The organism is Sorangium sp. So ce204 (genome assembly GCF_051526795.1).
Taxonomy (GTDB): domain Bacteria; phylum Myxococcota_A; class Polyangia; order Polyangiales; family Polyangiaceae; genus Sorangium; species Sorangium cellulosum_B.
Genome location: NZ_CP150317.1, coordinates 9,578,288 through 9,603,227, shown reverse-complemented (window position 1 = coordinate 9,603,227; position 24,940 = coordinate 9,578,288). Strand labels below are relative to the sequence as shown.

20 protein-coding genes are annotated in these 24,940 nt (G+C 71.5%); 14 read left to right on the top strand and 6 right to left on the bottom strand.

Annotated elements, in window-relative coordinates:
- Positions 1–63: 63 nt before the first annotated feature.
- Together WMF22_RS35995 and WMF22_RS35990 are read right to left on the bottom strand one after the other, a co-directional pair.
- Entirely contained in the window at positions 64–3,336 is a 3,273-nt protein-coding gene (locus WMF22_RS35995; RefSeq protein ID WP_438032681.1) for an outer membrane protein assembly factor BamB family protein, read from the bottom strand.
- A 71-nt stretch (positions 3,337–3,407) separates the two neighbouring features.
- Complete coding sequence (locus WMF22_RS35990; protein ID WP_438032680.1) at positions 3,408–5,045, bottom strand: hypothetical protein; 1,638 nt, start codon at positions 5,043–5,045, stop codon at positions 3,408–3,410.
- Between the two features lie 349 nt (positions 5,046–5,394).
- Between WMF22_RS35990 and WMF22_RS35985 the strand changes: the two genes are divergently transcribed.
- Complete coding sequence (locus tag WMF22_RS35985) at positions 5,395–6,342, top strand: glycosyltransferase family 2 protein (RefSeq protein ID WP_437294475.1); 948 nt, start codon at positions 5,395–5,397, stop codon at positions 6,340–6,342.
- A 32-nt stretch (positions 6,343–6,374) separates the two neighbouring features.
- Here the strand turns inward: WMF22_RS35985 and WMF22_RS35980 are convergent, their stop codons facing one another.
- Entirely contained in the window at positions 6,375–7,313 is a 939-nt protein-coding gene (locus WMF22_RS35980) for a UDP-glucuronic acid decarboxylase family protein (RefSeq protein ID WP_437294474.1), read from the bottom strand.
- 104 nt (positions 7,314–7,417) lie between these two features.
- Here WMF22_RS35980 and WMF22_RS35975 point away from each other — a divergent pair, with 104 nt between their 5' ends.
- From WMF22_RS35975 to WMF22_RS35965, 3 genes are all read left to right on the top strand, one after another.
- Complete coding sequence (locus WMF22_RS35975) at positions 7,418–8,506, top strand: radical SAM protein (protein WP_438032679.1); 1,089 nt, start codon at positions 7,418–7,420, stop codon at positions 8,504–8,506.
- The gene (locus tag WMF22_RS35970; RefSeq protein ID WP_438032678.1) at positions 8,499–9,296 is read left to right on the top strand and encodes an SDR family NAD(P)-dependent oxidoreductase; all 798 of its coding nucleotides are present in this window, start codon (positions 8,499–8,501) and stop codon (positions 9,294–9,296) included. The genes WMF22_RS35975 and WMF22_RS35970 overlap by 8 nt, the downstream gene beginning before the upstream one ends.
- 62 nt (positions 9,297–9,358) lie before the next feature.
- A complete protein-coding gene (locus WMF22_RS35965) occupies positions 9,359–10,246 on the top strand; it encodes a sugar transferase (RefSeq protein WP_437294471.1) in 888 nt (295 codons plus the stop codon).
- Positions 10,247–10,304: 58 nt separating this feature from the next.
- On the opposite strand, the gene WMF22_RS35960 is transcribed toward WMF22_RS35965, so the two are convergent.
- Positions 10,305–11,570, bottom strand: coding sequence for an oligosaccharide flippase family protein (locus WMF22_RS35960; RefSeq protein ID WP_437294470.1), 1,266 nt, complete (start codon positions 11,568–11,570; stop codon positions 10,305–10,307).
- A 152-nt stretch (positions 11,571–11,722) separates the two neighbouring features.
- Here WMF22_RS35960 and WMF22_RS35955 point away from each other — a divergent pair, with 152 nt between their 5' ends.
- The 6 genes from WMF22_RS35955 to WMF22_RS35930 are packed head-to-tail and all read left to right on the top strand — an operon-like array spanning position 11,723 to position 17,400.
- Positions 11,723–13,138 carry a radical SAM protein gene (locus tag WMF22_RS35955; protein ID WP_437294469.1) on the top strand — a complete coding sequence of 472 codons (1,416 nt, stop codon included), beginning with the start codon at positions 11,723–11,725 and terminating at the stop codon, positions 13,136–13,138.
- Entirely contained in the window at positions 13,135–13,914 is a 780-nt protein-coding gene (locus WMF22_RS35950) for a WecB/TagA/CpsF family glycosyltransferase (RefSeq protein ID WP_438032677.1), read from the top strand. Before WMF22_RS35955 ends, WMF22_RS35950 begins: the two co-directional genes overlap by 4 nt.
- Complete coding sequence (locus WMF22_RS35945; protein WP_437294467.1) at positions 13,911–15,077, top strand: DegT/DnrJ/EryC1/StrS family aminotransferase; 1,167 nt, start codon at positions 13,911–13,913, stop codon at positions 15,075–15,077. Before WMF22_RS35950 ends, WMF22_RS35945 begins: the two co-directional genes overlap by 4 nt.
- A 24-nt stretch (positions 15,078–15,101) precedes the next feature.
- Positions 15,102–15,728 carry a YdcF family protein gene (locus WMF22_RS35940; RefSeq protein WP_438032676.1) on the top strand — a complete coding sequence of 209 codons (627 nt, stop codon included), beginning with the start codon at positions 15,102–15,104 and terminating at the stop codon, positions 15,726–15,728.
- A gap of 2 nt (positions 15,729–15,730) precedes the next feature.
- The gene (locus WMF22_RS35935) at positions 15,731–16,138 is read left to right on the top strand and encodes a hypothetical protein (RefSeq protein WP_437294465.1); all 408 of its coding nucleotides are present in this window, start codon (positions 15,731–15,733) and stop codon (positions 16,136–16,138) included.
- Positions 16,138–17,400 (top strand): MFS transporter, encoded by a 1,263-nt coding sequence (locus tag WMF22_RS35930; RefSeq protein ID WP_437294464.1) that lies wholly within the window; start codon positions 16,138–16,140, stop codon positions 17,398–17,400. The genes WMF22_RS35935 and WMF22_RS35930 overlap by 1 nt, the downstream gene beginning before the upstream one ends.
- Before the next feature lie 15 nt (positions 17,401–17,415).
- On the opposite strand, the gene WMF22_RS35925 is transcribed toward WMF22_RS35930, so the two are convergent.
- Positions 17,416–18,297 (bottom strand): NAD-dependent epimerase/dehydratase family protein, encoded by an 882-nt coding sequence (locus WMF22_RS35925; protein WP_437294463.1) that lies wholly within the window; start codon positions 18,295–18,297, stop codon positions 17,416–17,418.
- 92 nt (positions 18,298–18,389) lie between these two features.
- Here WMF22_RS35925 and WMF22_RS35920 point away from each other — a divergent pair, with 92 nt between their 5' ends.
- The 4 genes from WMF22_RS35920 to WMF22_RS35905 all read left to right on the top strand — a co-directional run bounded on the left by WMF22_RS35920 (position 18,390) and on the right by WMF22_RS35905 (position 24,129).
- Positions 18,390–19,325, top strand: coding sequence for an AraC family transcriptional regulator (locus WMF22_RS35920; protein ID WP_438032675.1), 936 nt, complete (start codon positions 18,390–18,392; stop codon positions 19,323–19,325).
- A gap of 389 nt (positions 19,326–19,714) precedes the next feature.
- A complete protein-coding gene (locus WMF22_RS35915; protein ID WP_438032674.1) occupies positions 19,715–22,510 on the top strand; it encodes a protein kinase domain-containing protein in 2,796 nt (931 codons plus the stop codon).
- A 180-nt stretch (positions 22,511–22,690) separates the two neighbouring features.
- Complete coding sequence (locus WMF22_RS35910; protein WP_438032673.1) at positions 22,691–23,398, top strand: hypothetical protein; 708 nt, start codon at positions 22,691–22,693, stop codon at positions 23,396–23,398.
- A complete protein-coding gene (locus tag WMF22_RS35905) occupies positions 23,395–24,129 on the top strand; it encodes a ferritin-like domain-containing protein (protein ID WP_438032672.1) in 735 nt (244 codons plus the stop codon). The genes WMF22_RS35910 and WMF22_RS35905 overlap by 4 nt, the downstream gene beginning before the upstream one ends.
- A gap of 85 nt (positions 24,130–24,214) precedes the next feature.
- Here the strand turns inward: WMF22_RS35905 and WMF22_RS35900 are convergent, their stop codons facing one another.
- A complete protein-coding gene (locus WMF22_RS35900) occupies positions 24,215–24,877 on the bottom strand; it encodes a TetR/AcrR family transcriptional regulator (RefSeq protein ID WP_438032671.1) in 663 nt (220 codons plus the stop codon).
- Positions 24,878–24,940 lie beyond the last annotated feature (63 nt).

Genomic DNA, 24,940 nt, shown 5'->3' with positions numbered 1-24,940 from the left:
CTCCACGGGCCGCATGGGGCTATCCGCCACCTGGAGGACCTGGCCCGTGATGGAACGGTGTCGTCAGGGATTGAACGTGGCGACGAAGATATCGTCACGCCCCGCGTAAGGGATCGGGCCCGTGCCGAAGTCCACTGGCGTGTCCGTCGAGCCGACGATCGCGACCGTGCCGTTCGGAGACAGGACGATGTCCTCCACTGTAATGTGGGAGGTACTGCTCGAAATCGGCTCGAAGTCGACCGACCAGAGCTCTGTCCCGCTCTCGTCGAGCTTCGCGAGCCCGCCGGCCCCTGCGACGAACATTCCGCCGGAAGGATCGAGCAATATCCTTTCGTAGAAGGGAACCGAGCGGCTGAAGACAACCTCCCCTGCAGCGTCCAGCTTGAGCAGCACGGTTGTCAAACTCTCGCCGTCGCCAAAGTCGACGGTTCCATCCGTGATACCTGTCACGAGGACTTCGTCCGCCGCATTGACCGCCAGTGAGTAGGCCCACCGCACTGGGTCAAGCGAACTGGAAGCGAACTCCCGTCGCCACAGCAGAGCGCCCGTCGGATCAAGCTTGGACACGGTAAAATCCCCCCAGCCGAGGTTCATGCCGTTGTGGAATGTTCCGGTCGACACGAGCACATTGCCGGCGCTGTCGACCGCGAGGCCGCCCCCTCCCCGCCCGGTGTCGTAGTATCCTGGCAAGCCTGTTGTCCATAGGAGGGCGGCACCTCCGGCGCTCACCTTTGCCAGATGGTAGAACTCCTCGATGAGGTAGAGCATGTACACATTGCCCGCGCCATCGACGGCCGTCCGCTGCACTCTCCAAGGAGTGAATACGGGGACTCCGACAAAAAAGCCGTTGCTCCACACGTGATTGCCTTCGGGATCGAATTGGGCCGCGAACAGCGCGGAGCCTTCGGCTGGCGGAATCCGGCCCCCGCCGAAATCCGGGCCTGGCTTGAAGGGCATTAGATCGCCGCCGTAGACGCCGGTAAGAAAGATGTTTCCGCTTCCGTCGACGGTCATGGTTGCGCTTCCATCGAAAAACTCGGTCCCGAAGCGCCTGCTCCAGAGCGCCGCGCCAGCGGGATCGAGCTTGAGGAGGAAGATGTCCGATCCCCCTGCGCTCGTGAGAGGTCCGGCGCCGAAGTCGACCGTTCCTGCGAAGTCACCCGAAACGTAGTAGTTGCCCGAGGCGTCGCTCACGATGGACCTGCCATGATCGTAGCCAGGGCCGCCGTATCCCCGTGCCCACGGCGGGAGCCGAGGGCAATGAGGCACACCGTCGCAGCTCTCGTCCACGGGCGTGGCGCAGCGCTCTGCAGCGGGAGTCATGTCACCTGTGCAGGGGCCGTACCCGAGACCATCGGAGCGACAGGCCTGCGTCCCGGTAGCGCACTGGCCGATGCCAACGGTCCCGGCGGGGCCGGTGTAGCAGACGAGGACCGAGCCCGGCGTGCACGAGCCTGGCATGCCGCCGCCGCCGCCCTCACCGGAGCTGCCACCCGCGCCGCTGCCGCCCGCGCCGCCGCCGCCGCCCGCAGCTTCGCAATCGCCCTCGCCTTCGTCGCAGACATGGTTGAACGTGGCGACGAAGACATCGCGATCCGCCGTATAGGGGATCGGGCCGGTCCCGAGGTCCGCCGGTCCGAGCATGCTTCCGGTGATCGCGACCGTGCCATTCGGTGAGATCGCGACATCCTCCACGAGAGGATCGAAGTCGACCGACCACAGCTCCGTTCCGCTCGCGTCGAGCTTGGCAAGGCCGTGCCCGGCGGCGAACAATCCACCCGCGTGATCCAGGCTGATCTTGTCGCCGAAGCGAACCGAGCGGCTGAGGAGATGCTGGCCTGCAGCATCCAGCTTCACGAGCACGGGCCCTTCGGGAAGCACGCCGCCGCCGAAGTCGATGGTCCCGTCCGTGAAGGCCGTCACGACGATCTCGTCCGCCGCGTCGACCACCACCGAGGCGGCCGCTGCCACCGCGGATCCGCCGGTCGAGCTGGACGCGAACGATCGTCGCCACAACAGGACACCTGCCGGCGCGAACTTGGAGACGGTGAGCTCGAGCGGACCGGGGTGCAGCTCGGTCGTTGGGCTCTCGTTCGCCACGAGCACGTTGCCGGCGCTGTCGATCGCGAGGCTCGCTGCTCCATTGACGACGTCTCCTGACAGAGTCTCTCGCCAGGAGAGAGCGACACCTCCGGCGCTCACCTTCGCTAGATAGGTGGTATCGTGGAGAGTGTAGGTGTGATCGGTGAGGCTGTAGAGCACGTATGCATCGCCGGCGACATCGACGGCGACCTGCGCTACCTTCCCGGGGAAGGCGCCAAGTACGCCGGCCTGGAACCCGTTGCTCCAGATGTGGTTGCCTTCGGGATCGAATTGAACGATGAAGAGCGCGGCGCCCTCAGCGGCCGTGATGGGATTCCCTCCGAAGTCTGGGCCTGGTTCCCAAGGATATACATAGCCGCCGTAGAGGCCAGCGAGGAAGATGTTTCCGCTTGCATCGATGGTCATGGTGGCGCTCTCGTCTTCGAGCTCGGTCCCGAAGCGCCTGCTCCAGATCACCGAGCCAGAGGGATCGAGCTTGAGCAGGAAGATGTCCGACTCCCCTGCGCTGGTCAGAGGTCCGGCGCCGAAGTCGATGGTTCCTTCGAAGTCGCCCGAGACGTAATAGTTGCCCGAGGCGTCGCTCACGATGGACAGGCCGTTGTCCTGACCTGGACCGCCGTATCCCCGCGCCCACGGCGGGAGCCGAGGGCAATGGGGCACGCCGTCGCAGCTCTCGTCCACCGGCGTGACGCAACGCTCTGCGACGGGCGTCACGTCACCTGTACAGGGGCCGTAGCCGAGGCCATCGGAGCGACAGGTCTGCGTTCCGGTTTCACATGCCCCGATGCCAACGGTCCCGGTGGGGCCGGAGTAGCATGCGAGGACCGAGCCGGGGACGCACGTGCCTGGCACGCCGCCGCTGCCGCCGTCACCGATGCTGCCGCCCGCGCCGCCGCCGCCTACGCTGCCACCGCTCTCACCGGTGCTACCGCCCGCGCCGCCGCTGCCCGCCACGCTGCCGCCGCCGCCCGTACCGTCGCTTCCGCTGCCGCTCACGGAGTCGCAGCCGCCTGCGCTACCATCGCGGAGCGCGCCATGAGCGCTTTCCGCTCCAGCGCCGCCGTCGTCCACCGCGCCTCCACGCACAGCCGGCTCGCACGCCGTGGAGGCCATGACGGCCGCGATGATCGAGGCGGTCGAAGCGCCTCGGTTGGGCTTGAATGACACTGAAGCCATTCCCTCAAAGTCTCTTGTCATGCCCTCTTCGTTGCTCGGCGGAGGCCGCTCGTTCATGCTGGACGAGCGGCTCGCGCCGGAACGCCGCGAGCCGCGATCAGAGCCCGATGAAAGGCGGCCGCGCCACGTCAGAATCGATAAAGGACGTTGTCCTTGTCGCCAGCGACATAGATCGTCCCGGACGGGCCCACGGCGACGCCGCTCAACGCATAGGTCGGCACCGTCCCCGTGATCGCCTCGAGCCCCACCTTGAGGTGCTTCTTCACGATCCAGGTGTCCCCCGTCGACGGGTCGACGCGCAGCAGGCGGCGCTTCCCGACCTCCACGACGAGCAGGGTGCCGTCCAGATCGACCGCCATCCCCTCCGGCTGATCGAGGCCGTCGGCCACCACGAGCGGCGGAGAGAGCGTCACGCCCCCTGCCGCCACCTGGAGGATCTGGCCCGTGGCCCAGTCGGCGGCCCAGAGGTCGCCTCCCGACACCGCGAGCCCCGAGGGCACGGTCATCGGCGCGAGCGTCACGGGGCCGCCAGCCGTCTGGCGGGCGACGCGCGCGGCGCCCGGCCCCGCGCCGAGCTCGGCCACCACGAGATCTCCCTGGAACCGGACCGCGTTGAGCGGCGAGACGAAGTTGCTGTACGTCTCGAGGACCGTCGCCGTCGCCGGGTCGTAGGTCTGAACCACGCTGCTGAACCACGCTGTCAGGATCAAGTTCGAGCCGTCCGCCGACACCGTGGCAGGCGCGTGAAACTCCGACTGTCCGAGGAACGACCGCTCGACGCTCAGCAGAGCGCCTGTGTCTCCATCGAACTTCCGCAGCGACGCCAGATCGCCCACATAGACCGACTCGACTCCTCCTTCGGTCGTCACGGCCACGCCGCCGGGCATGATCATGCCGCCCGGCATGATCGTGCGCTCCTGGCCGTTCGGCCTGATCCGGACGATGAAGCCGTCGCTGGCGCTCGACACGTAAAGATTGCCCTGCGGGTCGAAGGCGAGGTTGTCGAGCCCGGGCGTGAGCTCCGCGATGACCTCCGTCTCGCCCGTCTCGATGTCGACCCGCACCACCTCGCCGTTCTGATCGACCACGTGGAGCCGGCCGAGGCCGTCGAACTTGGCCGCCGCGGGGATGAAGAAGCCGTCCGCGACCGTCTGGAGGTCGCACTCCACCTCCGGGTCGACAGCGCCGGTGCAGGAGTCCACATCGATGCTGATCACCCTGCCTTGCGTCCAGATCGGCCCGTACAGCCTGCCGTCGGGCCCCCAGTCCATGCCGTTCAGGAAGCCGAGGTTGCTCGCGATGTGGCGCGGCGGATCCGACAGCTCCGGATCGACCTCGTAGAGCCCGTCACCGAAGAAGTCGAGCGCCACGAAGAGCCGCCCCGTATCGGAGAACGTGATGGGGTTGACGCCCGGCGCGACGAACTGCTGGGTGATCTGGCCGGACGGCGCGTGGCGCACGACATTGCCAGGGATGAGCGACGTCCAGTAGAGCGAGCCATCCGGGCCGAACGTGAGGTCGTCCGGGCCATCGATCCGGTCCGACGCGTCGAGCCGATCCACGATGGCTCCGCTCTTGCGGTTCACGATGGCGATCTCATTGCCAAGGAAGCTCGCGACGTACAGCCGACCATCCGGCCCCACATTCATCCCATTGGTGCCGTGCATCGGCGACCCCTCGGCGAGGACCGGCCGCTTCGCATGCGCCGGCGGCGAGGCTCCCAGAAGCACCGTGCCAGCGAGCACGAACGCAAAAAGCCTGTGCATAAGCTCTCCCTTCAGCGCCGCACCTGGACCGGCACACCCAAGGATCACGATGACGTCGGGCGCGAACCCAGCGCGACGGCGCGAACCTCCGGCGGACTTTGTAGTCACGCGGGGTTGTTCTGACGCTAACATAATCAAGAGACTTCCCCAAGCATAAAATTCGAGCAATGGATGCGGGCGCGCCGGCATCGTCAGCGTCGTTGGCGTCGCCGGCGTCGCCGGCGTCGCCGGCGTCGCCGGCATCGCCGGCATCGTCGGCATCGTCGGCATCGTCGGTTCCCGGGCGGCCATCCCGCGCGGCGCGCGCCGCGTGACACCCGAGCCGGCGTGGTGGTATGCGTCGGAGTCGATGGCTGCCAGCATCTGCCTGCCGGCGTACAACGAAGTCCGCACCATCGAGGCGACCCTCACCGAGCTGTCGCGGCTCGGCCCCGAGGTGGACGAGATCCTCGTCTGTCTCAACGGGTGCACGGACGGCACCGAGCGCGTCGTCGAGGCGTTCCGGGGGCGGGAGCCACGGCTCGCCGTCATCGAGAGCGAGCTCGGAAAGAACAACGCATGGAACGCCCTCGTGGCCCGGGCGCGCAACCGTCGCCTCGTGTTCACGGACGCGGACGTGCGCCCCGCCGAGGGCTCCATCTCGGCCCTGCTGCGCGCCCTCGGGCGCTCGCCACACGCCGCCGTCGCCGCGGCCTTCGAGCAGCCGCGCGGGGCGCCGCCGCCGCCGCTCGGCACCGTCCTGCGCCTGCTGACGACCAGCCTCGGTCAGGACTACATCTCCGGTCGCCTCTATGCCATCGATCGCGATCGGCTGGGCGCGGTGATGGCCGATCGCGGGCTCCTGCCCGCCGGGGCGCTCCCTCGGCTGCCCGTCGACCTCGTGACCGAGGACTCGTGGCTCACGGCGCTCGTCGCCGGCGACGCGCTGGTCGTGGTCCCCGAGGCGCCCATCCACTTCGAGGTGGACAGCATGGCCGACGTGGTCCGCGCGCTGGCGCGCAATGCCGCGGCGAGAGAGCAGCTCCGCTCGAGCTACCCGGAGCTCTACCGGCGCGACGGCGCCCGCCTGCTCTCGGCGCAGTCGGCGCCAAGGATCCTCCTGGACCGGCTGAGAGCGGCGCCGGGGCCTTTCGCTGTCACGCGCGGGCTCGGAGGGATGGCCCTCAGGGCCGCGATCCACCGCGTGCTCGGAGAGCGGATCCGGGCGCAGCGCGATCGCATCCTGGCGGACGTCAGCGCCGGCCGCGGCGGGCGCGTCATGGCCACCTCCGGCCGCCTCCCGTCGAAGGGCGGCTGAGCGCCCGCCCCGGCAGGGCGCCCCACCGGGCGTCAGACGCGCGGGCGGAACCAGTCGATCGTGCGATCGAGGCCCGAGTCGAGATCCACCACAGGACGCCAGCCGAGCAGCTCGGTGGCCCGGGAGATGTCGGGCCTGCGCCGATGGGGATCGTCGATGAGGGCATCCGTCATCGTCAGCTTCGCGCGCCCGCCGGTCTTGCGGATGATGAGCTCGGCGAGGTCCTGCATCCTCGTCTCGGCGGGATTCCCGAGGTTGACCGGCCCGGTCAGGTCCTTGGCGTTCATCACGCGGACCAGGCCCTCGATGAGGTCGCTGACGAAGCAGAACGAGCGCGTGCGGTGGCCTCCGCCGTACAGCTCCAGCGCCTCGCCGCGCAGCGCCTTCACCACGAAGTTGGCGATGACCCGGCCGTCGTTCCGGTCCATGTTCGGACCATAGGTGTTGAAAATGCGCACGATGACGGTATCGACGTTGCGGGTCTGGCGGTACTCCCAGAAGTACGTCTCCGCGACCCGCTTGCTCTCGTCGTAACAGGCCCGAGGCCCGATGGGGTTGACGTTCCCCCAGTAGTCCTCGTGCTGCGGGTGGACGAGCGCGTCGCCATAGACCTCGGAGGTGGAGGCCTGCAGGACCCGGGCCCCCAGCTCCTGCGCCAGGCGGAGGACGTTGATCGCGCCGAACACGTTCGTGTTGAGCGTGTGCACCGGATCAGCCCGGTACTTCACGGGCGACGCCGCGCAGGCCATGTTGTAGATCTGGTCGACCTCGAAGCGGAGCGGCTCGCTCACGTCGCAGCGGTGCAGCTCGAACCGCGGGTTCTTCTGCAGCGGCCCGAGGTTCTCGTCACGGCCCGTCACCATGCTGTCGACGCAGATCACGTGGTGCCCGTCGGCCAGGAGCCGCGCGCAGAGGTGCGACCCGAGGAAACCAGCCCCACCCGTGACCAGGATTCGCTTGCTCGCACTCATCGGAAAAATACCTCCTTGACGCGCTGTTCGGTAAAGCTCTGGGCCGTGGCGCCGTGATTGGTCGAATTCCTCTTACCATAGGAAATAGGTATTACAAAGACCGGATGACATCTGGAGGCGAGTTCCTTATCATGCAGCCCGTGCACCGCTCACCTCGTTACCTGGGCTCGCTCGTCCGCGCAAAGCTCGCCCGCGAAGCGCGTCCCATCTGGGTGGATGTGTGCGTCACCAACCGATGCCACCTGAGCTGCGAGTACTGCTACGGCGACTACCACCACCGGCACGACGACATCGGACAGCTCAAGGTCGAGCAGCTGTTCGCGATCGTGGACGAGGCGGCGGCGCTGGGGACGGCGGTCCTGACGCTCACGGGCGGCGAGCCGATGCTGCACAAATCCATCGGCCGCATCGTCGAGCGGGCGGTGAGCCGAGGGATCTCGGTGGGAATGGTCACCAGCGGATTCCGCGTCAAGGAACGCGTGGATGAGCTCGCCAGCCTGAGCTCGATCGTCGTGAGCGTCGACGGTCCGGAGCCGATCAACGATCTGAACCGCGGTCAGGGGACCTTCGCCGTGGCCATGGGCGCGCTCGAGGCGTGCCAGGCGCGCGGCATTCCGCGCATCGTGAAGGCGGTGCTGAACCGCCGGAACAAGGACCAGGTGCCCTGGCTCCTCGATCTGGCGGGCCGCTTCGGCGCGCGGCTCGAGGTCGTCATGACCTACGCCCCGCAGTCCGATCGGCAGCTGCGCATGCACGGCGACAACTCCCTCGACGCGGGCGAGCGGCAGGCCCTGGCGGACGCGCTGCTCGAGCACAAGCGCCGGGGGGCGCCGATGGTCTTCCGCGAGCGCGTCTGGGAGAACATGGCGCGCTGGTGGCAGCACCACGGCGGGGATCGCGTCACCCTGGAGGAGCGGCGGGAGCGCTTCGAGTACCTGCCGTGCAGCGCGGGCCGGTACTACGCCTTCATCGACGGCGACGGCCGCATGTACCCGTGCAACCAGCGGCTCGCGGACTTCCCCGCCAGGAGCGTGCTCGAGGTCGGCGTCCGGGCCGCGTGGGAGCACCTGCGCGATCACGGCTGCTTCGCCTGCGCGGCGCCGTGGCTCAACCAGCAGCACCTCGTGAGCAGCGAGCGGCTCCTCGCGCGCAGCCTGGGGCGCGATCTGCTGGCGCGGGTCGCGCGTGCCTGAGCGGACGCTCGCCATCGTCGTGCTCGGCGGCTCGCGCGGGATCGGGCGGGCCATCGTCGCGCGCGCGCTCGCGGAGGGGCACCGGGTGTTCGCCGGCGCGCGGGACGAGCGCGCGCTGCTCGCGCTAGAGCAGAGCGCCGCGCCCGAGGGCGCTGGCCGGCTCGGCACGGGCGCGGTGGACGTCGGCGACGACGCCTCCCAGCGCGCCTTCTTCGGCGCGGCGCGCGCGTTCCTCGGCGGGATCGACGTCGTCGTCAACAACGCCGCCCGGGAGGGCTACGGGCGCCTCGACGAGATGGCGCTCGAGGAGGTCGAGGCGATCGTCCGCACCAACCTCCTCGGCGTGATCCTGGGATGCCGGCACGCGGCGCAGGTGATGGGGGGCGGCGGCGGCCACATCATCAACGTCGGCTCCGAGGTCTCGTTCCGCGCCGTGCCCATGAAGAGCGTCTACTGCGCCACGAAGTTCGCCGTCCGCGGGCTGAGCGACGCGCTCGAGCTCGAGCTCGCGCCCCGGGGGATCCGGGTCTCCCAGGTGCACCCCGGGTGGGTGGACACGGGCCTGCACGAGGACGAGCGGCGGCGCCGGGGCTCGGTGTCCCGGCCGCACGACGGCGGCGTCCCGGTGGAGCGGGTCGCCGAGAGCGTGGCCGCGCTCTGGCGCGCGCCGCGGGCGCAGGGCGGCGCTCCGCTGCGGCTCCGCCTCCGCAGCGTGGTGGGAGAGCTCTTTCCGGCGTGGGCGCGGTGGCGGACGCGCCGGGCGTTCGGGGAGCAGCTGAGAGAGGGCTGAGGCGAGACGGCAGGGCGGGGGAGCCGCCGCGACGCCGGACCGGAGACCACCAGGAGGTTTTCTTGACCTGTGCAACGACGTCCTTCCCTCGAGGTGCAACCGCGCCGCCTGCTCCGCTCGATCCGGGCGCGCCCGTCGTCGTCGAGGGCCTCGACGCCGTGGGGGAGGTGCTGCGGCAGGCGCGCGGGCGGGCGCAGGCGGTCGCGATCGCCTCGCGGGACCTCGAGTGGCTCGCGGCGCGCCTCGGCCTGTCGGAGCGGACGGCGGAGGGGCTCCCGGTGGTCCGGTTCGGCTCGGGCGAGCGGGGCGGCCTCGACGCCGCGGCCACCCGGGCCGTCGAGCGGCTCGTGGCCCTGTCGGTGCTGCTCGGGGGCGCGCCGCTGTGGCTGACGATCGCGCTGCTGATCCACCTCGAGTCCCCGGGCGGGCCGTTCCACATCGCCCCGCGCGCAGGGCTGCGCGGGAAGCCGTTCCGGTTCTTCAAGTACCGGACGATGCGGACGCAGCGCCGGGACGGCGAGGACCGGGGCGACGCCGCGCGGCTCTCGGTCATCCGCGGCGAGATCCCCGGCTTCGTGCGCGACGACGGGGTCGTCATCCCCAAGGACCCGAGGGATCCGCGCGTCACGCGGCTCGGCGGCGTCCTGCGCTGGCTGTGCCTCGACGAGATCCCCCAGCTCCTGCACGTCCTCACGGGCGACATGGCCCTCGTGGGGCCGAGGCCCTACCCGACGGCGGAGTTCGACGCGCTCAAGCCGTGGCACCGCCTCCGGACCGAGGGCCGGCCCGGGATCACCGGCCTGTGGCAGGTCGTGGCGCGCAACCAGGTGACCTTCGACCAGAGCGTCATCCTCGACATCTACTACCTGACCAACGCCAGCTTCTGGGGCGACCTGAAGATCATGGCGATCACGCCGCTGCGCATGCTCTTCGGCGTGGGGAGCTACTGACGCCGTGCGCCGGGCGATCGACGACGCCGTGGCCGTGAGAGGACCGCTCCCCGGCCGCTCAGGAGGCCCCGAGGTGGTCCCTGACGCGAAAGAGGACGATCACCTCGCCGGCCACGAGGCCGAGCGTGACGACGAGCTTCACCGCGGCCGCGCCGGCGGCGCCGTGCGCGGGCACCGCCCACAGGTCCCCGGCCGCGATGAGGAGCACGGTGGCCGTCCAGAGGGCCGCGTAGGGGCGCTGCTGGCCCGCGGCGAAGAGCATCGGGCCGATGGCGAGCTCCGGCACCATCCACACGAGCGCCGTGGTCAGGAGCTGCAGCGGCAGCACGGCGCTCGCGTAGTCGGGGCCGAACACGAGCCGGACGAGCGGCCCGCCCATCCACCACACAACGGCGCTCATGAGCGCGCCCGCGGCCATGAGCCCGACGAAGGTGAGCGTGGCGAGGCGCCTGCGGGCGCTCGCGGAGCGGCTGGCGACGAAGGCGGGGAAGACCGCCGCGCGCACGACGCCCGGCAGGATCATGGCGCCGCCGATCATGCGCTGGACCGCGCTCATGTCGCCGACCGCGTGGGGGGTGCTCATCCAGCCCAGCATCAGGAGATCGAGCTGGAAGTAGAGGGGGCTGGCGAGCATCACCACCGCGAGCGGCCCGGCCTCGCGGAGGAAGCCCTGCGGCAGCGCCGCGCCCTCGCTGGACCACTGCCGGCGCTCGAGGAGCTGGGCGGCGAGGGCCAGGGCCAGCGCGAGGGCGACCAGGTGGCCCGCGACGAGGGCCCACGCCAGGCCGAGCGCGCCGAGCCCCGAGAGCAGCGCGCCCGTCCCCAGGCCGAAGGACGTGACCGCCATGGTGATCGCCACCAGCACCTCGCGCTCCATCCGCTGGTGCCCGCGGAACACCTGGTTGAGCATCTCGACGAACGAGGCCATGAGCCACGCGGCCGTCAGCAGCCACACGAGCGTCCGGCGCGGCGAGGCCGCGCCCGCGACGAGGCCGACCACGAGGCCGACGGCGCCGGCGGCCAGCGTCACGGCGAGCTTGAGGCGCACGAGCGGGCCGATGGGAGCGCCGGGATCGCGGGCGACCTCGCGCGCGATGAACAGGTGAAGGCCGAGGTCCGCGAGCTCGCCGAGCAGGAAGCCCACGGCGAAGGCGTAGCTGTAGTCGCCGAAGCCCGCGGGCCCCAGGTGCCGCGCGGCGACGACGGCGAGGAGCATGCGGACGCCGCGCGAGACGAGATCGCTCGCGGTCTTCAGCGCCATGCTGCCCGAGACGCTTCGCCTCGCCGGCGGCGGGGCGTCCTCGCGGAGCGCCGACGACGTCATGGATGGAGGAGATCCTTCACCGGAGGTCGCCGCGCGCGCATGCCGCTCCCCTATCGCCCCGATCGCGGTGCGGTTCAACTTCCCGTCGGCGGTCACGTGGAGCGGCGGGGCGCCGCGCCGCGCGTGAAGGATCCAAGTCAGGAGAGGACCACGTGAAGACCAGCACGGATGGCAACGTTTCGTTGGTGCAGCTCAGGCGGAAGGAGTCGCTGATCTCGGCGGACATCGAGCCGCCGGAGATCCTGCTCGAGCGAGCCCGCGCCCTTTCGGTGCCGGCCGAGCGCCCGGCCGCCGCGCCGCGGCCCCACGGCCGGACCCGGGAGCTCACGCGCCGCGGCGTGCTGTGGCTCGGGCAGACGTGCAACCTGCGCTGCCACTTCTGCTACTTCCTCGACCGGATCGAGGACAAGGAGCACCCCGAGCACCCGTTCATGTCGCTGGAGAAGGCGCAGGAGATCTGCCGGACCCTCGTCGAGTTCTACGGGAACGACGCGATCGACATCCAGGGCGGCGAGCCGACCATCTGGCGCGACATCCACGCGCTGATCCGGTACTGCGCCGGGATCGGCCTCGCGCCGACGCTCATCACGAACGCGCTGGTGCTCGACAAGCGCGACAAGGCGCAGCAGTTCAAGGACTCCGGCGTCGCCGACTTCCTTGTCAGCGTCCAGGGGCTCGGCAAGGCGCACGACGTGGCCGTGGGCGTGAGCGGCGCGCACGTGCGCCAGATGCGCGCGCTGAACCACCTCATCGCGCTCGACGTGCCGTTCCGCGTGAACTGCGTGATGTCGAAGCTCGCGGTGCCGCAGCTCCCGGCGATCGCGAAGCTCTCGGTGGAGCTGGGGGCGCGCGCCGTCAACTTCCTCGCCTTCAACCCGTTCGCGGATCAGCGCAAGGAGGGCGCCCGCACCGCGGAGAACGTGCCTCGTTATGGCGATCTGCGGGGCCCGCTCGACGAGGCCCTGGACGTGCTCGCGCAGGCGGGCGTGGAGGCGAACGTCCGGTACCTGCCCCACTGCATCGTCCCCGAGCGCCACTGGCCGTCGGTGTACAACTACCAGCAGCTCTCGTACGACCCGCACGAGTGGGATTTCGCGAGCTGGACCTGGACCAACAAGGGCCCGCAGCGGATGCGGGCCGGCGCGGTGTCGCCGCCCGTCCCGCTCGGCGCGCGGCCGCGCCTCGGCCGGCTCCGGCAGCCCCTCCTCCGTCTGGCGGACGCGATCGACCTGCGGGGCCGGATGCTGCGCGCCGACACGGACCCGCGGCTCGGCCCCGTGATGAGGAAGCTGGAAGGGCTGTCCTACCAGCTCTTCCGCCGCCGCGGGGATCGCGACGCGGCCTACCGCCACGACGCGCTGAACCGCGTCGAGCACAACGGCTACCAGAAGGGCGCGGGGTGCCAGCGCTGCGCGCTCCGCGACATCTGCGACGGGTTCCACGGCGACTACGTCGCGATGTTCGGCACCGACGAGGCGCGGCCCGTCCTCGATCGCGAGCCGGTCAGCGATCCTCGCGCGTTCATCAGCGCGCAGGACAAGGTGGCGCCGGCCAGGGGCGACGCATGACCGTCGCTCCGCACTCGATCGCGCCCCGGGTCGACGTCCTCGGCGTCCCCGTCACGCGGCTCTCCTTCGAGCAGCTGCTGCGCCGCCTGGACGAGGCCTTGCGGGCGGAGCGCGAAAGGCCCGACTACTACACCTACGTCAACGCCTACTGCGCCACGCTGGCGGCGCGCGAGTCGCCGTACCGCGCGTCGGTCTCGCAGGCCGACGTCGTGTACGCCGACGGCATCGGGGTGGTCTGGGCGGCGCACCTGCTGGGCGGGCCGTGCCCGGAGCGGATCAACGTGGGCCCGATCGAGCTGGGCCGGATCGTCGACCTCTGCGCCGAGCGCGGGGCCTCGGTCTTCCTGCTCGGCGGCGCGCCCGGGATCGCCGACGAGGTCGCGCGCCGCCTCGTCGCGGAGCGCCCGGGGCTCCGGATCGCCGGCGTTCACCACGGGTACTTCGCCCCCGACGAGGAGGCGGCGGTGGTCCGGCAGATCAACGGGTCGGGCGCCGCGTTGCTCATCGTCGGCCTCGGCCCGCCCAAGCAGGAGCTCTGGGTGAGCCAGCACCTCGCGGCGCTCCAGGTGCGCGCCACCTGGTGTATGGGGGGGCTGCTGGATCAGGTGGCGGGCGCCGTCGCGTACCCGCCCGAGTGGGTGCGCCGGAGCCACGTCCAGTGGCTCTACCGCCTGGCGGTCGAGCCGCGGCGGCTCTGGCGGCGGTACCTGCTCGGCATCCCGGAGTTCATCGGCCGCGTCGTCCACCAGCGCCTTCGCCCGGAGAGACAAGCATGAGCGACCAGCGACCCTTCATCCCCATGGTCTCGCCGCAGGTGGACGAGCCGGACGCGATCGCGGCGCAGATCGCCGACGTCCTGCGCTCGGGGCGGCTGAGCAACACCGGCCCGCTCGCCGAGGGCTTCGAGCGGGCGATCGCGGCGTTCCTCGGCGTCGAGGAGGCCGTGGCCGTCTCGAACGGCGCCGTCGCGATCAGCCTCGCCATCGAGGCCGCGGCGGTGCGGCGGGGCAAGGCGATCCTGCCGGCCTTCACCTTCATCGCGACGCTCAACGCCGCGGTGCACGCCGGCTTCGAGCCGGTCTTCTGCGACATCGACCCGGAGACCTGGACGCTGGATCCGGGGCACCTGCGCCGCCTGCTCGCGGAGCACGGCGCGACGCTGGTCCTCCCGGTCAACGTGTTCGGCGTCCCGCCCGATCTGGCCGCCATCGCGCGCGAGGCCCGCGGCGCGGGCGCGGCCGTGATCTACGACAACGCGCACGGCATGGGCACCGAGACCGCGAGCCGGGAGGCCGAGGCGCTCCTCACCGCGACGACGTACTCGCTGCACGCCACCAAGGTCCTCGTGGCCGCGGAGGGCGGCGTTGTCGTCTCCCCGGACCGCGAGGTGAGCGCGGCGATGCGCCGGCTGCGCAACCACGGGCTCGCGCAGCCGCTCTCGGCGTCGGTCCCGGGGATGAACGCCAAGCTGGACGAGCTGCGCGCCGCCCTGGCGCTCTCGTCGCTCCGCCGGCTCCCGGAGGCGCTGGCCCGCAGGCGGACGTACCTCGAGCGGCTGCGCGCGGCCCTGTCCCGGCACCCGCAGCTGTACCGCACCCAGCGCATCCCGCCGGGCGTGAACCCCAACGGGCAGAACCTCGGCGTCGGGCTGATCGACGCCCCGATCGACGACGTCATCGCGGCCTTCGCGCGGCGCGGCGTCGAGGCGCGCCGGTACTTCTACCCGCCCCTGCACGCGCTGGACTGCTTCCCCGCGGGCGCCGCCCTCCCGAACACGGACCGGCTCTGCGCGGGCCAGGTCTGCTTGCCCCTGCACGGCCGGATGAGCGAGGAGACGCTCGAGCGCGTCGAGGCCGCCATCCACGGCGTCGCGGAGGAGCTGGAGGCGCGGCGGCTGTCCGCGCGCTCCTCGAGGCCCGCGCTCCTGGGCGCCACGTAGGGGCTCTTCCTGGGATCCGACGCCATGCGCAGGGAAGGAGCGTGGGACCGCGTGAGCACCGCGGCCGGCGTGATCGGGCTCATGGCCTTCGCCGTCGCCGCGTTCACCCCGGCCGCCGCGCCGCTCGATCGCTGGATGGCGTCGGCGGCCGACGCTGGGCAGGCCGACGCCGTGGTCGCCCTCGGCGCGGACGTCGATCCCGACGGGCGGCTCCCGGAGGATTCGCTCCGGCGCGCCGTCGAGGCCGTCGCGCTGTACCGTGAGGGGCGAGCGCCGCTCGTGCTGATGCTCGGCAGCCGCAACGGGCCGGCCAGCGAGGCCGAGTCGCGCGCCCGCCTCGCGCAGGGCCTCGGCGTCCCCGCGTCGGCCCTGCTCACGGAGCCGCGCGGGCTGACGACCGCGGTGGAAGCCCAGCGCAGCGCGGAGCTCCTGCTGCCGAGGGGCGCAAGGAGGATCCTGCTCGTCACCGGCGCGCACCGCATCGCGCGCGCGCGCCGGCTCTTCGAGCGCGCGGGCTTCGAGGTCCTCGCCGCGCCCGTCCCGGAGGGGTCGCCGGCGTCGAACACCCCGGGGGAGCGCCTCTCGGCGATCGGCCGGCTGCTCCAGGAGCTCGCGGCGCGCGCGCTGTCGCGGCTCCGCGGGGAGGTGTAGCGGTGCCCGACACGCTCTACATCCTGGGCGTCGTCGCCGCCACGTCCTGCGCTGTCTATGCGGCGGGGCGCCGCCGGGGGATGCGCGCCGGGCTCCTCCCGCCCGCGCTCCGGCGCGCGATCCGCTGCGTGGGCGTGTGCCTCCTGTTCTGGGGCGGCAACGTCGCCGTCGGGGCGGCGGTGGCCCTGCTCGTGCGCGGCCTCGGGCTCGGGTTCATCTGGCTCTACGTCAACACCGACGTCTCCGTCCTCGTCCTCTCCGCGCTCCAGGCGCTGGCCTTCGAGTCGTGGCGCATCGAGCACGAGCGGGAGCGCGCGGCCAGCGCCTCGCGCGCAGACGATCTCCCCGGATCCCCTGCCGCGCCGGGGCCGGCACATGAGTCCCCGCATCGGGTAAAAGGAGCGAAGTGATGAGCACTGCAGCCGTGGAGGAGCGTCCGGTCTCGAGCCGGTGGAGCGACAGGGCGCTGCGCCAGACGGCCGGCTACTACGGGCTCTTCATCTGCCTGGGCCTCATCACGGCGATCACCGGGCCGACCCTGCCGGACCTGGCGCGGCAGACGGGCTCCAGCGTCGGGGACATGGGCTCGCTGTTCCTCGGCGGGGGGGTCGGTTACACGCTCGGTACGCTCTGGGGAGGCAAGCTGTTCGATCGCGTGCACGGGCACACCCTGCTCGGGGGAGCGCACCTGATCGCCGCGGCGTGCCTCGCTGTCATCCCGGCCGTCCCGTGGTTATGGCTGCTCGTGGTCGTGGCGTTCTGCCGGGGGCTCGCGGAGGGGCTCGTCAACACGGGCGCGAACGCGCTGCTCCTCTGGACGCACGGGGAGAAGGTCAGCCCTTACATGAACGGGCTTCACTTCTGCTTCGGGCTGGGCGCGTTCGTGTCGCCGCTCCTTGTCGCGCGCGTCCCGGGCGCCTGGGGCGGTTACCACGCGGCGTACTGGGCCGTGGCCGCCTTCTCGGCGCTCGTCGCCCTGGGCGTGCTCTCGATGCGACACTGTCCCGAGCCTCAGGAAAAGGCCGGGAAGGACGCCGCGGCGAAGGGCGCGGATCGCGCGTTGCCCCTCCTTCCGGTGCTCGTCGCGGTGCTGTACCTGTTCGCCTACGTCGGCGGGGAGATCTCGTTCGGGAGCTGGATCTACACCTATGCCCTCACGCTGGGCGTCGTCTCGGCGACCGGGGCCGCGTACCTCACCTCGGGGTTCTGGCTCTCGTTCACGATCGGGAGGCTGCTCTCGATCCCTGTGGCGATCCGCTTCACGCCGCGCCAGGTCATCCCTGTGGGGCTGGGCGGCTGTCTCGTGCTGTCCGCGATGATGCTGCTCCTGCCGCCCTCGAGCGCGCTCCTGTGGGTTGTCGCGCTCGGGCTCGGGCTCTTCATGGCGCCGCTCTGGCCCAGCGGCTTCACGCTCACGGGGCAGATCGTGCCCATGACGGCGCTCGTGACAGGGCTCGTGCTGGTCGGCGACAGCCTCGGCGGCATGGTCCTCCCGGCCCTCACCGGCAAGCTGATCGAGGGGGTGGGCCTGGAGCAACTGGCGTACTCGCTGCCGATGCTCGTGTTCGGGAGCCTCGTCGTCTGTGCCTTTTCTTATCTCGTGCTGCTCGCCCTCGACAACAAGCGAGGAGCGGAGGCGGCGAGCGCCGCGCGCGACGGCGCTTTGCCCTGAAGCCTGCGGCGCGGCTCATGGCGCGCGGTATCCCTGCGCGGGGTCGCGCAGGGCGCCGCAGATGCCTCCGAGCGCCTCTCCGACCTCCGGCGACCAGCCCAGGCCGCGCAGCCTCGTCGCGTCGAGGGCGGCGTCCATGGCCAGGAAGCCGGCGATGGGGCCGTGTGCAGCGAGGGCTTCCGTGAGGCTCCACGAGCCCACGGGGACGCCGGCGGCGTCGCCTATCGCGGCGAAGAGCGCCGCCATGGGCTCGGGCGACGCCTCGGCGGCGTGGAACACGCCCCTCGCGTCCGACTCCAGCAGCATCGCGTAGGCCACCGCCAGATCCCGCACGTGGACGGTGGACCAGCGGTTCTCGCCATCGTCGATATAACGTGCGACCCCCGCGGCGCGCGCGCCCTGCACCAGGCCCGCCACAGGACCTCCGCCGTCGCCATAGACGATGGGCGGCCGCACGACCAGGCCGCGGACGCCCTTCGCGCCGAGCACGCGCGACTCGGCCGCCACGAGCCACTCGAGCGCTCCGCCGGGGTTGACGCTCTCCTCCTCCGGCACGGGCACCCGCGAGGAGCGCGCGCGCGGCGCCCCGGTCGTCGTGATGAAGACGCCGCCGCTCATGGCCGAGAGCATGGCCGTGACCGCCGCCTCGTCGGTGGCCGGGCGATCCTCTCCTGTCGTCGCCGCGGTGTGCACAACCCCGTCGCCGGCCGCCGCCGCGCGCGCGAGCACGTCGACCTGCGACAGATTCCCCCGGATCGGCTCCGCGCCAGCGGCCCGCACCTTCGCCGCCGACGCGTCGCTGCGCGCGAGCCCGCGCACCCGGTGGCCGCGCGCGACAAGGGCGCGGGCGACCGCAGATCCGATGAAGCCGCTCGCGCCGGTGATGAAAACGTCCATGGTTGCCTCCTCGTGACTCGGTGGCGGAACCATGGCGACGGACCGGGGGACCCTCCATGTGATAGCGTCCAGCGCTCTTTTGTGATCGTCCAATGCCCGATGTCCTGACAGCGCTGCTCCGCCACGTGCGCATCGAGACCAGCCTCTTCGGCCGCGTCGAGCTCGGCGCGCCTTGGGGGGCCCGTATCGGTCCCCGAGAGATCGTCCTGCTCCACCACCTCCTCGAAGGCGAGATGTGGCTGGAGCTCGGCGGCCGAGAGATCCGCGTCGGCCAGGGCGATCTGCTGCTCATGCCGCACGGCGTCCCCCATTGCCTGAGGCACCGGCCGGGGGCGGCCGTCGTCGATGAGGAGCGCTGGCTCTCGCCGCCTCGGCCGGGCGCGCAGACGGTGCGGCGCCGGCTGGGCGGCGACGGCGCGAGGACGGTGGTGCTCTGCGCCGCCATGCACGTCGCGGGCGCCGGGCGGTCGCTGCTGCTCCGCGCGCTGCCCTCCGTGGTGCTCCTCGACGGCGGGGCCGGTGAGCCGGTGCCCGGCCTCGGCCGGCTCCTGGATGGCATCCGCGACGAGGTGAGCGGTCGGCGGCCGGGCGCGCCGGTCATGGCCGCTCGCTTCGCGGAGCTGCTCCTCCTGCAGGCCATCCGCGCGGAGCTCGAGCGCCCCGCGCCTCCTGGCTCCTTCCGCGCGGCGCTCGCGGACGAGCGCGTCGCCCGCGCCCTGGACGCGCTCTACAAGGCCCCGGCCCGCGCGTGGACCGTGGCCTCGCTCGCGCGGGAGGCCGGCATGAGCCGCTCGGGCTTCGCGCTCGCCTTCCGCGAGCACGTGGGAGAGGGCCCGCTCCGTCACCTGACGCGCTGGCGCATGGAGCTCGCGAAGGAGACGCTGCGAGAGCGCCCCGGGCTCGCGCTCGCCGAGGTGGCGTCGTCCGTGGGGTACCAGGACGAGGCGGCCTTCAACGTCGCGTTTCGCCGGGAGGTCGGGGTCCCGCCGGGGGCGTACCGATCCGGAGGCGGAGAGCCGGGATACTGAGCTTCAGAGAGCGCTGCGTCTCTTTGGTCGACCACGCTATCTGGTGAGCCGATGTCCTTGGAGCCACGGCGTCATGGCTCGGCAGCCGTGGAGCGAGCGGATGGATCGGGACGCACACGCGATGAGCTGTGGAGAGACGGAGAAATTCCCTCACTTGCAGCCCTCTTCAGCGGGCAAATTGAACGAGAAAACGAGAAGGGCGGGGGCGATTTGCCGTCGAGCGCATTGTGGTGCTGTTCGCTGCCCAAAGATATTTGCAGGGATGTGGGAAGATCCTTGCACTTGCAAACGTGTCCTCGCTTTACCGCCTTCCTGTCGAGCGGACAGCACGTCGGGCGCGTTCGTTTCCGATCTGGACAGGGGGGGCCGGTCGGGTAGTGTAGGGTGTCGTGCGTATCGCATCGAGAGCGGACCTGACGCAGGGCCTCGAGGCGACCCAACCCGCTGCGGGAAAAGACGCTCCGCCGGGTGAGGGCGACGAGCGCGGCGAGCGCGACGAGCGCGGCGAGGGCGACGAGCGCGGCGAGGGCGACGAGCGCGCACGGCCTACGTGGCGTCCAGGCGCCGTCGTCGCCGGCCGGTACCGGCTCGATCGGCTGCTCGGTGAAGGGGGCATGGGCGTGATCTGGGCCGCGAGCCACACGCTGACTGGCAAGCCGTTCGCGCTCAAGTTCGTGAAGGGCGGGGCCGTGCGCGGCGCGGTTGGCATGCGCCTGATGCGCGAGGCGAAGCTCGCGAGCAGCGTCCGCCACCCCAACGTCGTCGAGGTTCACGACCTCGAGATCGAGAGCGGGGCGCCCGTGATGGTCATGGAGCTCCTGTCCGGCGAGTCGCTCGCGAGCAGGCTGCGTCGCGAGCCGAGGCTGCCCCTCGGCGAGGTAGCCTCCATCTTCCTGCCGGTCATCTCCGCCGTCGGGACGGCGCACGCGCTGGGCATCGTCCACCGCGACCTGAAGCCGGAGAACATCTTCCTTGTCGACGGATCGAGCGAGCGGGTCAAGGTCCTCGACTTCGGCATCGCGAAGCTGACGGCCACGAGCGGACAGGACGCCCAGACAACGGGGCTCACCGAGAGCGGGACGAGGCTTGGCACGCCCTGCTACATGTCCCCGGAGCAGACGTTCGGAGACCGACAGATCGATCACCGTACCGACAACTGGTCGCTCGGCCTCATTCTTTACGAATGCCTCTCGGGCGTGCTCCCGACCCGGGCCGACAACGCCGGCCAGGTGTTCAAGATCATCGTGACAGGCGCGATTCCCCCGCTGGAGAAGGTCGCGCCCGACGTGCCCCGGGAGCTCGCCAGGGTGGTCGGCCGGTTGCTGTCGACGGACCGCCAGGCTCGGCTCTCCGACCTGGGCGAGGTCGCTCGCGCGCTCGCGCCGTTCGCGCAGGGCGCGGCGCCGAGCTTCGGCGCGCTGGAGCCGCCCGCATTAAGCATCTCCGAGCCGCCCAGGGCGCCGGGCGGCGAGGCGGCGGATGGAGACGTGGTGGACCCCCTGGCCGCGACCGAGCGCCTCGGCGCCGCGGCGCGCCGCGATGAGCTCCGCTCGACCGGAAGACGCCTTGGCCTGCGGGCGGCCTGGAAGATCGGCCTCGCCATGGCGCTCGCGGCCGTCATCGCTGGGGCGCTCGCGCTGCGCGGAGGGCCTCGTCCGGTCGCGGCGACCACCGTTCCCGGGCCGCGCTCCAGCTCTACTTCGGCGCTCGCCCTGTACAGCGCGGCGCTCCAGGCCGCTCGCGGTGCCAACGAGGGCAAGGCGGTGGACGGCCTGCGGCAGGCGATCTCCATCGATGACTCCTTTGCCGATGCGCACCTTCGCCTCGCGATCTACGCGCCGGAGCTCACCGAAGCTCGGGATCACTATCGGCGCGCAGAGGAGCTGAGCGCCGCGCTCGACCCCCGCGATCGAGCGCTCCTTGCGGCCATGGAGCCCGCGCTCGGCCGCGACCCCGCGGATACGGCGCGCTGCGCGGAGCGGCTGACCGCGCTCACGGCGCAGCACCCGTATGATCGCGACGCGGAGCTGCTGGCCCTCCTCGCGCGCTGCGCGCTGCGATCGGACGTCCATACGAGCGTCGCTGCGGCGAGGCGGGTCATCGGGATCGACCCCGAGTACGCGCAGGGATGGGCCACGCTGGCGCAGTCGTTGTGGCAGCTCGGGAGCTTCAACGACTCCGCTGCCGCCATCGACCGGTGCCTCGCGATCTCGCCCACGGCGGCCAGCTGTTACGAGATCCGGAGCGAGCACCACAGCGCGCTCGGCCGCTGCGCGGACGTCGAGGAGGACCTGTGGCTCACGCGGCCCATGACGAGCGGAAGGAGCCGGCTGATCTTTCGCAGGCTTGCGTGGTCGAGCTATGCGCAGGGGCGCTCTCTCGACGCGGTCCGCGAGGCGATGCGGCAGAGCCGGGTCTCGCTGCCGCACAAGGAGCGGCGCTTCACCGCGCTGCTCGACGAGTCGAACCTGAACGCGATCCTGGGCAATTTCTCGCAGGCCGAGGGACAGCTACGGCAGGCGCGCATGTACATCAGCGCGGAGTCCACGGGGCACGCCGATGTCGTCCGCGCGCTCATCGATGTCTGCCTCGAGACCGATCGCAGGCGCGAGGCGGCGGACATCGCCAAGACGTGTCTTGACAATTATAGCGCCTGCGCCGGCGGCTCGCCGGACCTCTTGCGGGTCATGCTGCATGCCGGCCTCATCACCAGGGCCGAGTTCCAGGAGAAGGTGGCCGAGCTCCTGTCGCGGCCCCGCGTGCAGGGGGCGGCCGACCCTGCGCGCTCTGCCGTGGTGCAGGCCTACGCGCGGTGGATCGAGCACCCCGAGGAGGCGGCGGAGGCCGTCCCGGTGCTGCCGCTGACCGCGCTGATGAGCAATCAAGTCGGGCAAGAGGTCCAGGCGGACGTCGGCGCGGTCTTTTACCTCGCGGGCATGCCTCTCCATGCGATCCCCACGCTTCGCAAGGCGGTCACGACGTGCGATATGCTGGGCTGGCCCGTGAGGTACGTCCGCTCGTTCTGGTTTCTCGGCCAGGCCCTCGAGCAGATGGGCGAGATCTCCGGCGCGTGCGACGCCTACGCGAGCGTGATCGCGCGCTGGGGGAACGCCAGCCCGCGCTCGGTGACCGCCGAGCAGGCGCGGGCGAGGATGAAGGCGATCGCCTGCGGACCGGTCGAGTGACCGGGCGCCATTGTTCTGAATTTCGGTTCAATGGTGTGCGGAAAATGCAGATTCTCTTCGCTGTGCCGCGCGCCTACACTGGTCCACATGGGCCGAGTGCTCGGCCCGCGCCGCGCCGTGCGGCAAACAGCCTATTTTACTGGAGGAGAGCTTATGCGTGAGGAGACGAGACGGGCAGCATTGCGTGCAGCAGCGAGGGTCGCGCTGGGAGCGCTGGCCTGTGGCGCCCTGGCGGGCTGCAGCGGACGTTACGTCTCTGGCGGGCAGTCGTCTCCGCTGGATCCCGACGAGGAGATCCCGGCGGAGGAGCCGGACGCCCCGGCTCCGGCCGGCGGCGGGGCGACGGCCGGAGTCGGCGTGACGGCCGGAGTCGGCGCGACGACCGGAGTCGGCGCGACGACCGGCGGCGGTGGGGAACCTTCGACGGGGAGCGGGGTCATTCCGACGCCCGATGAGGGCGGCGCGGGCGGCGCGGGTGGCGCCGGCGGCGCCGCCGGCGCGGGCGGCGCGCCGCCCACGCCGACCGGGCTCGCGTGCGCCGAGCAGGTGAGCCTCGACGACACGGCGGCTCGCCCTCGCGCGGAGCTCGACTGCTGCGTCGACTACACGGCGCAGCGCGCGCCTGCCCCCGGAACGGGGATCTCCGAGGAGCAGTGGGCGGCCCTCGCTGGAGACGTCTCCTTCGTGAACTGCTGCACGGCGCTGATCGTGGGCGTGGACGCCGACGCGATCTCCTACAGAGAGGCCGAGCCCGTCCGGCACGGCTGCTGTTTCGGCGACGTCGTCGCTCCCGAGGCGGAGCTCTATACGCGGACGCTCTGCACGCCCTGGGGCCCCCCGGTCCCGCCGGCGCTCGACGCCTATGATGCCCCGTCGGAGGTCGCATGAACGCCGCGACGCTCGATCTCCGCGGCGAGGCGCGCGCGCGCGCCTTCGACGTGAGCGGGTATCCCGCGGCGCTGTTCCCGTCGGCGATCGGCACCTGGCACGCGCGCATGGTGAACGAACACACGTCGTCGGCCGTGTTCGAGGCGCTCGCGAGCCAGCTCGCCTCGGCGAGCTTCCCGCCGGAGCTCGCCGAGGCGTGCCGGGGCTTCGCCGACGAGGAGCGCCGCCACGGGATCCTCTGCGGCGCCGTGGTCGAGGCCCTCGGCGGGACGGCGACCGCGAGCGTCCCGGAGCGCCCGGAGTTCCCCCTGCACCGCGACGCGCCCCCCCGCGCGGCCGCGCTCCGCAACGTGATCCACATCTGCTGCATGAGCGAGACGGTGGCCGTGGCCCTCATCGGCGCGGAGCGGCTGGAGATGCCGCCCGGGCCGCTGCTCGATCTGCTGACGCGCATCTACGCCGACGAGGTCGGGCACGCCCGCTTCGGCTGGCGCCTCCTCGAGCAGGTCGCGCCGGAGCTCTCCTCGGCGGAGCGGCGAGCGATCGAGCGCTACCTGCCCGTCGCGTTCCGGCACCTCGTGGAGCACGAGCACGCGCACCTGCCGGCCCACGACGCCCCGCCGCACGGGGAGCAGCTCGGGCTGTGCAGCGGCCTGAAAGCCCGGGTGTTGCTCGATGAGACCATCGAGGAGGTCATCCGCCCCGGGCTTCGCCGCTTCTTCGATTGCTGATCTCCCGCGCGCCCGCCCGCGCCGCCGGGACACCCCCGCCGCCGACGGCCCGCTCCTCCAGCGGGTTCCCGCGACCCCCCGCGGGTCATCCGCGCTTCTGCGGCCTGCCGCGGGGCGCGGGCGGCGCCGGCTCCGGGACCGCGGCGGGCGCCAGCGTCTGCCGCGCCAGCTCTCGCGCGTAGACGAGGCGGTCGGCCGGCGAGCCGAGCGCGTTCAGCCCCTCGTAAAGCCCCGCGAAGAACGTCGGGAAGAAGACCGCCGAGAGCGCCGCCACCACCCGGCGCGCCGCCGCCCGCTCCTCGAGCCCGGGCACCGCCGCCCGGACGAGATCGCGCAGGCGCTCCATCACCGGCGCGAAGAGCTTCGGGAAAGGACCGCTGTAGTCGTCCGCGTGAAACGCGTCGTGCAGGAGCGCCCTGCCCACGTTCGGGTACCGCATCCCGCCCTCGAGGTAGTAGCCGAGCAGCCCGCTCAGCGCCTCCAGGGGATCGCCCGGCATCCGGGCGAGGAAATCGTCGCTGTCCGACAGCATGTTCCGGATCGACCCCTCGAGCGCCGCCGCGACGAGCGCCTCCTTCGACCGGAAATAGTAGTTCACCGCGGCGATGTTGACGCCGGCCGCCGCCGCGAGCTTCCGCACCGTCAGCTGCCCGATGCCGTGCTTCTCGATCTGATCGATCGCCGCGACGACGAGCCGCTGCCGTGGATCGAGATCGTCCGCAGGGGCGAGGGGGTCACGGTCGTTCATACGATTGTTTGAAACACACCTTGACGACGCGCCTACCAGGCGTCAACTGTTAAAACATATGTT